Annotated in this window: 10 protein-coding genes; all 10 read right to left on the bottom strand. The window is 74.4% G+C overall.

Annotation, left to right across the window (positions count from 1 at the left end):
* Window positions 1-76: 76 nt before the first annotated feature.
* Window positions 77-376: a hypothetical protein gene (locus ACZ51D_RS23285; RefSeq protein WP_465618011.1), complete on the bottom strand. Its 300-nt coding sequence runs from the start codon at window positions 374-376 to the stop codon at window positions 77-79.
* On the bottom strand, window positions 369-818 hold the full coding sequence (locus ACZ51D_RS23280) for a YbaB/EbfC family nucleoid-associated protein (RefSeq protein ID WP_391549843.1): 450 nt from the start codon (window positions 816-818) through the stop codon (window positions 369-371). The genes ACZ51D_RS23285 and ACZ51D_RS23280 overlap by 8 nt, the downstream gene beginning before the upstream one ends.
* 163 nt (window positions 819-981) lie before the next feature.
* A complete protein-coding gene (locus ACZ51D_RS23275) occupies window positions 982-3,231 on the bottom strand; it encodes a hypothetical protein (protein WP_465618009.1) in 2,250 nt (749 codons plus the stop codon).
* 95 nt (window positions 3,232-3,326) lie between these two features.
* Window positions 3,327-3,689, bottom strand: a complete 363-nt coding sequence (locus ACZ51D_RS23270; RefSeq protein ID WP_465663437.1) for a hypothetical protein — start codon at window positions 3,687-3,689, stop codon at window positions 3,327-3,329.
* Between the two features lie 23 nt (window positions 3,690-3,712).
* Window positions 3,713-4,015: a hypothetical protein gene (locus tag ACZ51D_RS23265; RefSeq protein WP_465618005.1), complete on the bottom strand. Its 303-nt coding sequence runs from the start codon at window positions 4,013-4,015 to the stop codon at window positions 3,713-3,715.
* A 31-nt stretch (window positions 4,016-4,046) separates the two neighbouring features.
* Window positions 4,047-4,373 (bottom strand): hypothetical protein, encoded by a 327-nt coding sequence (locus tag ACZ51D_RS23260; protein ID WP_465618003.1) that lies wholly within the window; start codon window positions 4,371-4,373, stop codon window positions 4,047-4,049.
* 85 nt (window positions 4,374-4,458) lie between these two features.
* Window positions 4,459-5,946, bottom strand: coding sequence for a type VII secretion protein EccB (gene eccB / locus ACZ51D_RS23255; RefSeq protein WP_465663436.1), 1,488 nt, complete (start codon window positions 5,944-5,946; stop codon window positions 4,459-4,461).
* Window positions 5,947-6,042: 96 nt separating this feature from the next.
* Window positions 6,043-8,478, bottom strand: a complete 2,436-nt coding sequence (locus ACZ51D_RS23250; protein WP_465663435.1) for an ATP-binding protein — start codon at window positions 8,476-8,478, stop codon at window positions 6,043-6,045.
* Window positions 8,479-8,809: 331 nt separating this feature from the next.
* Window positions 8,810-10,453, bottom strand: coding sequence for a protein kinase domain-containing protein (locus ACZ51D_RS23245; protein ID WP_465663434.1), 1,644 nt, complete (start codon window positions 10,451-10,453; stop codon window positions 8,810-8,812).
* A complete protein-coding gene (locus tag ACZ51D_RS23240; protein WP_465617995.1) occupies window positions 10,450-12,129 on the bottom strand; it encodes a serine/threonine-protein kinase in 1,680 nt (559 codons plus the stop codon). Before ACZ51D_RS23240 ends, ACZ51D_RS23245 begins: the two co-directional genes overlap by 4 nt.
* Between the last annotated feature and the right edge of the window lie 39 nt (window positions 12,130-12,168).

Here is a 12,168-nt window from a genome sequence, read left to right as displayed (position 1 = left end):
ACACGGCGGTGGACTCCTGGCGGTGGTCGTACGGAAGAAGGGAGGTGCCCGGCCGCACGGCGGGCCGGACGGCGCGTCAGACCGAGTTCCCGGCCTCGTGGTCGGCGTCGTTGAGGATGTTGGCGGTGTTCGTCCCACCGGTCCCGGCGCTCTCGACGGTGCTCCGCACGCTCTTGAGCAGCTTGATGATGGACTCGGTGGGCGCGTCGACGTTCTCGTGGTACTTCTTGCCGATCTCGTCGTTGCCTGCCGATTCCTTGTTGTACAGGTTGATCTGCCCGGTCCAGGTCTCGATGTCCGTGAACAGGTCGGCGAGCTGGGGGTACTTGCCGAACTTGTCCTTCAGGTCCGACAGCGCGGTCAGCCTCTCAGCCACGGAACTCCTCCTGCCGGTCGCGCTTGCGCCGCTCCTCCGCCGCCGCGTCCTCGGCGAAGCCGGGGCGCATCTGCCGCAACGGGGCGAAGAGTCCGTCCAGTTCGGTGCCGCCGGTCATCGAGGCCGCCAGGGTCTCACCGAGGCCCTTGAACTCGCCCATCGTCGCGGCCACCCGGTCGCCGAGGTCGGCCCGCGCGGTGTTCAGCACGTCGGTGAGCACCTTGGCGAGCTGGGCCGGAGCCATCGACCGGTAGGCGGTGGTGTGGAAGGTCAGCGACTCCACCTGTCCCTGGGCGCCCACCACCGCGGTGACCATCCGGTCCTTGGACGTCACCGAGGCGGTCGCCACCTCCAGTTCCTTGGCCGCCGCGGCCATCTTGACCTGCTGCTCCTCCAGCGCGGCCATCGCCTGTTCGATCTGTTCGGCGAACGAGAGTTCCACTCCCGCACCTCCGTCTCTTCCCGAGGGTGCGTCCCGGGCCCGGGGATGTCGGGCCCGGGACCGCACCGGTCCGTGGGGTCGTACGGTCATCTCTACGGCTGCGCCCGGCCGCCGGGTTCGACGTCGGCCGACCGCGTCCCGTGAGACGGGGCCCCGCGCGTGCTCAGCGGCCGATGACGCCCGTCACCGCACCGGAGTCGGTGCCCCAGACCTCCTCGTCCTCGGCCAGCCAGGTGGTGCGCTGCCGTTCCTTCTCGCTCTGGCCGGCGGCTCCGGCGCCCGCACCGGCACCGGCGCCCATCGGGGGCATCATCGGTCCGCCCATTCCGCCGGTGGTCGGGACGCCGCGGCCCATCAGCTGGGCCTCCTCGGCGGCGGTGGCGGCGGCGGCCCGGCCGGCGGCGGCGCGCCCGGTCAGGGCCGCCTCCTCGGCCAGCGCGGCGCCGCCGTTCGCGGCGCCGAGCGTGGCCATCCGCCCGCCGGTCCCGATCGTCGGCGGACCCGAGGCGCTGATGCCGCCGGTGGTCCGGGGGCCGGAGAGGCCCGAGCCGCCGGTCTTGCCGAAGGACTCCCCGAACAGGTCGGTGCCGCCCTTGAAGGAGCCCGAGCCGCCGGCACCGCCCAGACCGCTCGTACCGAAGGAGAAGTCGCTGCCGAAGGAGGGCGGCAGGCCGGCCCAGCTGCCACCCCCGCCGCTGCCGCCGGAGGTACCGCCGGGCCGCCCGGTGTAGGCGCGCGACTGGTCGTTCAGCAGCTGTTCGAACTGCGAGATCGGCTGCCCGTTGGCGTTGCGGACCGTGCCGTCCTTGTCGATCGTGTCGTCCTTGCCGAGCAGCACCGGATTGCCGTTGGCGTCCTTCAGCGCGGCGCCGCCGGGACCGGTGACCGTACCGTCCTCGTTCTTCTTCGAGCCGGGCGGCACCGTGAACGGCGCGCCGAGGCCGCCGCCGCCGGTCTGGTTCTGGGTCGGGGTCGGCTTGCCGACGGTCGTCCCCAGCGGCACGTGCCGCGGCTTGCCGTCCGCGCCCAGCAGGGGCTTGCCGTCGGGACCGATCAGCTCGCCCTTGGCGTTGACCGTGGTGCCGGGCGGCACGTACAGGGGCTTGCCGTCCTTGTCCAGGAGCGGCTTGCCGTCCTTGCCGAGCAGCGGCGCCTGGCTGCCGCCTCCGCCGCCGTTCCCGTTGTTGCCCCCGATCCCGGTGAACGAGCCCGGCACGTGCGGGGGCGGGGGCGGGGGCGGGGTGGCGCCCTTGGTCCCCGGCGGCTTCTTGTCGCCCGAGCCGCCGAGACCCAGGTCACCGCCCTTGCCGTCACCCCCGGCGCCGGACGATCCCGGCGGGGGCTTCGGGCCGCCGTCCGGGGCGGTCGGCGGCTTGTCGGCGGGCAGCCACTTCTTCGGGGGGTCGACCTTCTGCAGGACGGCGGTGGCGTGGGAGTAGGCCGTCTTGAACGCGGTCATCGCCTCGGTCGCGTGCTTGTCCAGGGTGAGCTCGATCCAGGTCGTCCAGGTTTTCTTGGAGAGCTCCTCCAACCACTGTTTGAAGGCGTCGTTGTCGGTCGGCAGCACCTGCCCGCCGGTGAAGGAGGCGGTGTTGTTGTCCACCATCGTCGGGACCAGGCCCGCCGTCGCCACCGCGAACGCGGCGTGGACGCATGCGTGCGGCCAGGAGAACGAGGCGTCGTCCTCCTTGAGGGTCCACTTCGTCGCGAACAGGTTCTCGCCTCCGTTGACCCGCCAGGCGTTGTAACCGTCGTACATCTTGCGGTGCGCGGCGCGCATCGCCTCCGCGACGTCGTCGAGGGCACTCGCCATGGCGTCCGTCGTACCGAGGTCGAGGTGCAGCTTGATGAACTCGTTCCGCGTACCGATCAGGACTTCCTTGAACCGGCCGGCCGCGCTCCCCTGGAAGTCGCTGCCCGCGCCGTCGACCTCGTCCGCCCAGGTCTGGATCTTCTGCTGCTGGTTCCCCACCCAGAGGTTCGCGGCGCGGATGACCGTCGCCGCGTCGTTGTAGCTCTGGGCGCTCGTCTTGTCGTTCCTGCGGTCGCCCCACAGGAGCGGCGCCAGGATGGTGTCCGCGTTGGCCTCGAAGTGCCCGAGCGGCGTGCTGGTGTCACCCGCGGGCGGCTTGAGCTGCCAGAAGTCCCAGTCGACCGTGACGCCCACGATCGTGCTCCACGGGCTCGTGGTGTTGTACACCCACTCGGCCCACATGTCGTAGCCCGCCCAGCCGCTGCTCCCCGACTTCTGGGACTTCCTCTCGTCGTTGCCGCTCTTCATGCCCGTACGGACCTCGATCCCGGTGATCCACGGCTGAGCCATCGCCGCGTCCCGGTTCGTGATCGAGGTCTGCGTCGAGCTCGCGAAGGCCGCCAGGGCGTCTTCCCATGGGTAGTGCTTCGGATCTGCCATGGCTTCCTCCGGTAGGCAGCGGAACGGGAACGGAAGGGGACGGCGCCGTACCCGCCGTCGGACGGGCGGTCAGGCCCGCCCGACGGAGAGTCGCGTCACTTGACGGATGTCGACGGGCTGCCGCCGCCCAGGACGTCGTGCAGGATCTCCATCATCTGCGCCTCGGTGAGGCTCTCCTCCGCCCCGAGGTTGAACATGGTCCCGGCCATCTGCAGGTCGGACTTGATGTTCTTGACGTCCGTCTGGATGGCGGTCAGCGCGGAGGCCACGCTGGCCATGAACTCGGTCGAGCCCTTCTTCAGGTTCGCGATCTCGGGCAGGATGTCGTTGCCCGGCAGAAGGGGCGGGCAGTCGTGCACCTTGCTCGCCGCGTCGCCGACCTCGATGCGGAAGGTCTCGAGCTTCGTGGCGAAGTCATTGAGACCGCTCACCGAGACCTTGATGGTTTCCTCGCCCATGGGCGATCACCTCCGTCCTCGCCTCAGTGGTGGAACTGCTTCCCGGCGTTGGCGTCAGACTCCGTCATGATCTCGTGCATCGTGTTGAGGGTGTTCGCCGCGGCGGTGATGTCCTCGTCCATGGCGCTCTCGTTGGCCGCCACGACCCGGGAGAGCTCCTCGAAGGCGTTGGCCGCGACACCCTGGAAGTGGCCGCCGTCGATCACGCCCTTGAGCTTGCCCATGAGTGCGTCCAGGTTGCTCCGCATCATGGAGCCGGCCTGGCGCAGTTCGGTGGCCGCCTGCGAGACGGTTTCGTGGTGGAGCTGGATGCTGCCGAAGTCCATCGGTACTGAATCCTCCTTCTGTGACGGGAAGTCAGGCGCCTTGCAGGCCGTTGTAGATGCCGTCCGCGGCGTGGGCGCGCGCGTCGTCCTCGGCCTGGGTGAGGATCTGGTTGGCACCCTGGGTGGACTGCACGAACCGCTCGAAGGACCCGATGATCTGCTGGTAGCGCGTCATCCAGTCCTCCACCTTCTGCTGGAAGATGGTGCTGGCGCCGGAGATGTAGCCCCCGGCCAGCTCCTCCTTGATCCGCTCGACCGTGCGCCCGGCGGTCACCATGTTCTCGATCTGGTGCTCCAGGCTGGCGAGGACCTGGCGGATCGCCTCGTCCTCCTTGGTCAACATGCCCGGTGTGGTCATGGCGTGCTCCCTTCCCTGCGCTCGCCGGGCGGGCGGCCCGGCGGAGATTCCTGATCGACTCAACGGCCCTGCGACGGGCGGTGGTTCAGCCGCACGGCGGCGAGGCCGGCGGCGCGGCCTGGGTGGCCTGCGCGGCCGGGGTGGCCGTGGCGGTCGGCGAGGCGCCGGTACCGTCGCCGAGGGCGGCCGGGTCGAGGCTCGGCCCGGCCGGCAGTAGGCCGAGCACCGGTGCGGGCACCGCGACGGGGGTGGTGCCGCCGTAGCCGAGCTGCTTCGCCACCGCCGCGGCGGGCAGCGGGAAGCGCACCCCGGCCTCGGTGACCAGGTACTCGGTGCTGCCCGCCCCGGCGCCGGACAGCGCCCGCACCAGGGCCCCGCGGCCCGGCCGTACGGCGATCCGGTCGGCGACCGCGCAGGTGCCCGGTGGCGCGCCCACCGGGGCCGTCGGCGGGCGGCCCGCCTCGGCCCGGTCGGCGGGCAGCACCGTGACGGACGTGACCGGGGCGCCGGCGCCGGTGTGCAGGTCGGCGCAGACGCCTTCGCCGCGCAGCGGCAGGACCAGGGCCGGCGGCGTCTCCGGGAGCCCCGGGGCCGGCGGACCGCCGGGCGCGGTGTGCGCGGCCAGGTCCATGGCGCCGATCGGCGCGGGCGTCGGGGCGTCGCCGCCGTACGCCTCCTGCTGGGTGCGCGGGTCACCGAGCAGCAGCGCGTACAGGGTCGGGGTGAGCGGGGCGAGGCCGTCCTTGGTGAGCAGGTAGTGCGCGCCGCCGGGGGCCCCGAAGAGCTGGCCGATCCGGGTCGGTTTGCCGCCCAGCGCCGGGCCCGGCTCGCCGCGCCGGGCGACGGCGGGCGAGGCCAGGTCCGGCCCGGCGGGCAGCGCGTTCAGCAGGCCGGCCGGGACGGGGAAGGGCGTCGCACCGCCGTAGCCGAGCGCCTGCAGCGCCTGGTTGGCGGTGTCCACGCGCAGCCGCTGGCCCTGCCAGAGCAGGTGGACCGAACCGTCCGGCTGGGCGACCAGTACGCCCTGGGCGGCGGTCAGCGCCCGTCCCTCCGCGGCCGGGTCCATCTGCAGGCCGAGCCGGGTCGCGGGGGCGCCGGTCGGGCCGGACTGGACGGTGCCGCAGACCAGCCAGGTGCCGCCCGCCAGGTCGGCGGCCGGGGGCAGCCCGTCGGGGGCGCCGACGATTCCGACCGGTAGGCCGCGCGGCGCGTCCGCGAGCGAGTCCCGGCTCACCTGCCGCACCGTCATCTGGTCGCCGGCCACCAGCCGGGCGCTGGTGTCGTTCAGCACCGGGTGCAGCTGCCCGCCGACGAAGAGGTAGCGGGCGCCGGTCTCCTCGACCACCACCAGGGTGCCGGGTTTGGCCCAGCCGTCGCTGCCGCCGGGTTTGATCACCCCGTACACCGTGACGCCGAGCCCGATCAGCACCGCGACGGCCAGGCCGGTCATGGTGCCCCGGGTGGTCCGCCCGGTGGGGGTGTCCGGCGCGTCGGGCTCCGCGCGCAGCATGCCCGAGGCCAGCCTGCTCATCACGAACAGGTGCGCCTGCACCTGGTCGCGTCGGGACTGCATCCGGTTCCTCCCCGCCTCCTGGGCGCACCCGTTGTCGCCGGGGACGCGCGGTGCGCGCGTCCTCTTCGGTGCTACGGGCGGCGGAGGCGGTCCGGTTCACCGCCCCGGCGGCGGCTCCGGCGGCGGCCCTGTCGGCGGCTCCGCCGGCGGTCGGTGGTCCGGGCCGGCGAGGGCGTTCAGGCGGGCGCTGACGGCGTCGGCGTCACGGTGCTCCAGGTCTTCGAGGATGGCGAGGCCGCGCGTCCAGGAGGCCCGGGCGGCTTCGGGATCGCCGAGGGCGAGGTGGGTGTCGCCGATGTGGGTGTGGATGTCCGCCTGGAGGAAGTAGTCGCCGACCTCCTGCCGCAGCCGCAGGGACTCCTGGTAGGCGGGCAGGGCCTCGTGGTACTCGCCGAGCTGGTGGTGGATGTAGCCGACGCTGTCCCAGATCGACGACTGGGCGGGGAGGTTGCCGGTTTCGCGGGCCAGGTCCAGCGCGCGCCGGCAGTGCGCCAGTCCCGGCCGTGGCTCGCCCTGCTGCGTCAGGTACCAGCCGATGCTGTTGAGGGCGAGGGCCTGCCCGTTGCGGTCGTCGATCGCCCGGAACAGCTCCAGTGCCCGGCGGGACTCTGCCACCGCCTCGGCGTCGGCCTGTTCCTCGCCGAGCGCGAGGGCGAGGTCGAGCAGTGTCCTGCCCTGGCGCGGCCGGTCGCCGAGTGCGTCGAACAGGTCGAGGGCCAGGCGCAGTTCGTGGCGGGCCTGGGGCTGGCGGCCCTGGGAGCGGTGCACCTGGCCGAGCCAGCGGTGCGCGTGGGCCTGTCCGCGGAGGTCCCCGGTCCGCTCGGCGGCGGCGAGCGCGGTCTCGCTCGCCCGCTGCCACTGCTGCCACAGCCCCGACTTGAGCAGGTAGGCCACCTGCGCGGCGACGAGCTGCCAGGCGTGCGTGTCGAGCCCCGCCCGGTGGGCCCCGTCGACGATCCGTTCGAGCACCGGCTGCTCGCCCCGGTACCAGGCGAGCGCCTGCCCGCGGTCGGCGAGGTCCTCGGGCGCGACCCCGGCGGCCGGCTCCGCGAGGGCGAGCGGCTGCCAGGAGGCGTCGTCGGCGTAGGCGAGGCAGCCGGCCCGGTGTGCGGTGTGGAGGTAGTGGTCGAGCATCCGCAGGGTCGCCTCGGCCCGTCCCTGCGGGGACTCGTCGGCGGCCGCCCGCTCGGCGGCGTAGGCGCGCAGCAGGTCGTGCAGGGTGTAGCGGTCCCGGTCCGGCGCCGCGATCAGGTGGGCGCGGTGCAGGTCGTCCAGCAGCCGGCGGGCCTCGGCCGGCTGCAGGCCGGCGAGGCTCGCGGCGGCGGCCGCGCCGATCTCCGGCCCCGGGTGCAGGCCGAGCAGCCGGAACAGGCGCGCGGCTTTCGGCGCCAGGGCGCGGTAGGACCAGGAGAGCACCACCCGGACGTCCGCGTGCACGTCCCCGGTGGACAGCAGGTCCAGGCGCGCCCGGGAGTCCCGCAGTTCGCGCGCCCAGACGCCGAGCGGGGTGCCGGGGTGGTCGGCCGCGCGGGCGGCGGCGATGTTCAGGGCCAGCGGCAGCCTGGCGCACAGCTCGATCAACTCGTCGGCGTCGTCGGGCTGTTCCTCGACGGCGGCGGGGCCCAGGCGGCGGGCGAGCAGTTCGCGGGCCTCGGCGCGGGAGAGCACGTCGAGGGCGAGCGGGACGGCGCCGTCCAGGGCGACCAGTCCGGGCATCCGGTTTCTGCTGGTGACCAGGACCAGGCAGGTGTCCGAGCCGGGAAGCAGCGGGCGGACCTGCTCCGCCTCGAGGGCGTTGTCGAGGACGATCAGCGTCCGGGTGCCGGCCAGCCGGCTGCGCAGGAGCGCGAGTTGCCCGTCCGGGTCGGCGGGGATGCGCGAGGCCGGTACGCCGAGCGCGTCCAGGAAGCCGCGCGCCACGTCGGCGGCGTCGACCGGGCTCCTGGCCGGGTCGAAGCCGCGCAGGTTGGCGAAGAGCTGCCCGTCGGGGAAGCGGTCCGCCACCCGGTGGGCGAAGTGCACGGCGAGCGTGGTCTTGCCCACGCCGGCGGTGCCGGCGATCGCCGAGATCACGACGGCGCCGCAGCCGGGGATCCGGTCGCCGAGGAGTCCGTCGAGCGCCTGGATCTCTCGGGCCCGACCGGTGAAGTGCCGGATGGCCATCGGCAGTTGCTGCGGCACGGCCGGCGCGCCACGCCCCCCACCCGGCCCGGCCGGGGAGCGCGGGAGGGGCGGGGAGGCCGCCGCACCGGCCTCGGGCCGGGGCGCGGCCGCCGGGGTGTCCGGTCCGCCCGGCTCCTCCGCGCCCGCGTCCCGGGCGGCCATCAGCCACCGGGCGCGGGTGTCCGGGTCGAGGCCCAGGGCCCCGGCGAGCCGGACCACCGAGGACATCCGCGGCCGTCGCCCACCTGCCTCCAGGGCGCTGATCGACCGGGTCGACACCCCCGAGCGCTCTGCCAGCTCGTCCTGGCTCCACCCCGCCGACAGGCGTCGCTCCCGTAACAGCTCGGCGAACACAGCAGCCCCCAACACGTCCCCCACTCCCCCGGCCAAGCGTCCCCCGCGCCCCGCCCCGTCCGGCGCGGGCCGCGAACGAGCGTAGCCGGGAGCGGCCCGAGTGTCAGGTCAACGTCAGGTCAACGTCGTGGTCCGCCGGAGCCTCCGGCGGCGACAATGAACGCCCGATCGACCCGTCCGAGGAGGAGCACGTGAACGCCCGCACGGCCGCTTCGCGTCCGACCGGATTGCGCGACACCGACGGTGGCACGTCCACCGGAAGTCGCATCAGGGTCACCGGCTGAATCCGCCGGCCCGGGACGCGAGCCGAGGCAACAGGGGTACCGCGGCCCGCGTCCGGGTCGGCTCAGCTCGGCATCGCCGCGAGTGCCGCGCGGGCGACCGTCACGGCCTGCGCCTCGCAGCCGTCCGCCGGGTGCGCCTTGCCGCCGAGGTCGACCGAGAGGCGCAGGTTGCCGTCGCGGACGTGAAGGGAGCAGTTCGTCCCGTTCCCCACCGAGCCCCAGTAGGCCTCCTCGCCGACGCCGAGGCCGCTCGCGCGGCGCTCGCCGACGGCCAGGTCACCGAAGTCCTTGCGCTGGACCTGGGTCGCGTTGTCGCTGGTCCCGGCGCTGCGCTGGAGCATCCAGCGGACGATCGCGGACGGGTTCCGGTCCCAGTAGGTGGTGCCGGAGACGACCGACGAGCCGTACCAGTAGCAGTCGGTCTCGGCCCTGGAGGACTGCTCGACGTAGTGGTCCTCCTCCTGCTTGCGCTCGGCGGCCGGGAGCGGGAGCCGCCCGGTGGCCTCCGCACAGGCCGGTGCCTTGACGTACTTGTCCGGAACGGCCGGGCCGTTCGGGTCGTTCGCGTCGCGCAGCCACAGGTATCCGCCGACGCCCGCCGCGGCGACGAACCCGGCGGTCACCAGGGCGGCGGTCCGGCGCGACCGGCGCGGCGGGGTACCGGCGGCGACGACGGGTACAGGTGCGGGCGCGTCGGTTTCCGGCCCGGTGTCCACGGCCGTGGCCAGGGCGGTCAGCCCGGGCGCCGCCAGGTGGTACGAGGTCGGCTCGGACGTCCGCGCGCGCGGCGGCGCGGCGCCCTGCGGGGCGGCGAGCAGCCCGTCCACCGCCGTCTGCTGCGCGGTGATCAGCGCGTGCACCGTCGGCGGCCACTGCCGGGCGGCCGGGGCGACCGGGCCGAGGAGTTCGAGCAGGCGGGCCGGGGTCGGGCGGGCGGCCGGGTCCTTGGCGAGGCAGGCCGCGAGCAGCGGCCGGGTGGCGGCCGGTACGGCGGCGAGGTCCGGCTCGGTGTGCACGACGTTGTAGAGGGTCTGCAGGGTGGAGGCCCCGGCGAAGGGGCTGCGGCCGGTCAGGGCGAGCGCCAGCACCGCGCCGAGCGAGAACACGTCGGCCGCCGGGGTCAGTACCCGGCCCTCGGCCTGCTCGGGCGACATGTACGCGGGCGAGCCGATCACGCCGCCGGTGTGGGTGAGCTCGGCGTCCTCCTCGGCCGCCCGGGCGATCCCGAAGTCGATGACGCGCACGCCGTCGTCGGCGAGCAGCACGTTCTCCGGTGTGAGGTCGCGGTGGATCAGCGCCGCCCGGTGGATCTCCACCAGGGCCGTGGCCAGGCCGACGGCGAGCCGGTGCACGGCGTCCGCGGGCAGCGGCCCGGCGGCCTCGACGGCGGCGCCGAGCGAGGGCCCGACCACGAACACCGAGGCGAGCCAGGGCGTCGGCGCGTCGACGTCGGCGTCCATCACGGCCGCCGTGTACGCCCCGGACACCCGGCGGGAGGCGCCGGCCTCGCGCCGGAACCTGGCCCGGAAGCCGTCGTTGGCGGCGAACCGGTCGTGCACCTGCTTGACCGCCACCAGCCGCCCGTCCGGCGCGGCGCCCAGCAGCACCCGGCCCATCCCGCCGCGCCCCAGCTCCGCGAGGACCCGGTACGGGCCGACCTCGGCCGGGTCCGACTCCCGGCGCGGCCGCATCGAGGCGCCCGTCACCGGAACGCCGGCTGCGTGGGGGACACCTCGGGGGACGTCCCGTTCACGGACACGAACTGCGCCACCTGCACCGCCGTCGCGGCCATCGTCCGGGTCAGCTCCTCACACCGCCCCTTCGGGTAGCTGCTGCCCTTCACCGCGATGAAGACGTTCAGGTTGACGTCGCGCACGTAGAACACGCAGTTCTCCTCGTCCAGATACTTCTTCGGGAGCCAGAACGCCTCCTCCGCGAAGCCCGGGTCCGACACGCGCGTGCGGCCTCCGACGTAGAGGGCCTCGAAGTGCTCCTTCGCCCGCTCGGCGCCGGTCAGGCCACCGGGGAGGCTCGGGTAGACGTCCCAGTCGACGTCGAGCTGGTCGCCGCTGCGGGAGTTCCACTGGCAGCCCTTCTCCGGGTGCTTCCCGTGCGAGTCCGTGGCCTCCCAGGTCCCGGGGTTGCCCCAGGGTGCGGAGAACTCGGGCGGTACCGTCACCCTCCGGGCGTCCGCGCAGGTGGGCGCCACGGCCGTGTACTTGTCCTTGACCTGCGAGAGCGGCACGTTCCCGGGCGTGGGCACCGGCTCGGGGAACACCGAGTCCAGGTTCACCACCCCGGTGGCGACCAGCCCGCCCGCCACCCCGGCGAGCGCCAGGACGATCGCGCCGACGGTCAGGACGATCCGCCTCCCCCGGCGGCGCCGCCGCACGGGCGCGGCCGGCGGCTCGGCCGGTCCGAAGGCACCGCCCACCGCGGGCACGGGCCGGTCGGCGGCCGACGCGGGCACGGGCCGGACGGCGGCCGGCGCGTCGGTGCCCAGCAGCCGGGCGATCTCCGCCCCCTGCGCCGCCAGCAGCCCGTGCACCGCCTCGGGCCACGGCCGCGTCGACGGGGCGAGCCGCCCGACCGCCGCGAGCACCTCCTGCGGGGTCGGCCGCGCGGCCGGGTCCTTGGCCAGGCAGGCCGCGAGCAGCGGCCGCAGTCCGTCCGGCACCCCGCTCAGGTCGGGTTCGGCGTGCAGCACGTTGAAGAGGATCCGCGGCAGCGACTCCCCCGTGAAGGCCGGCCGGCCCGCGCAGGCCACCACCAGGGTCGCGCCGAGCGAGAACACGTCACTGGCGGGCGTCAGTTCACGCCCCTCGACCTGCTCGGGCGACATGTAGCCGGGCGAGCCGATCATCGCCCCGGTGCGGGTGAGCTTGGTGTCCTGGCTCTCCGCCGCCCGCGCGATCCCGAAGTCGATGACGCGCACGCCGTCCTCGGCGAGCAGGACGTTGGAGGGCTTGAGGTCCCGGTGGATCAGACCCGCCCGGTGCACGTCGACCAGCGCCTGCGCCAGCCCGGCGGCCAGCCGCCGGACCGACTCCTCCGGCAGCGCGCCGACCGCCCGCAGCGCCTCGTTCAGGGCCGGACCGGGCACGAACTGCGAGGCCAGCCAAGGGGTTTCGGCCTCCGGGTCGGCCGCGATCACCGCCGCCGTGTACCCGCCGGAGACCCGCCGCGAGGCCTCCACCTCGCGCCGGAACCGGATCCGGAACCCGTCGTCCTCGGCGAACTCGGCGTGCACCTGCTTGACCGCCGCGGGCCGCCCGTCCGGCGCCACCCCCAGCAGCACCCGCCCCATTCCGCCCTGCCCGAGCAGCGCCAACACCCGGAACGGCCCCACCTGCGCAGGCCCGTTCGGTCCCACCGTCTCCACGTCGCCCCTGCCCCCCGCCGCTGTGTGCGAACAGATGAT

The organism is Kitasatospora sp. NPDC033851 (genome assembly GCF_055576085.1).
Note: the sequence above shows the minus strand (reverse complement) of the source record. Positions and strands in the feature narration are given on the sequence as shown.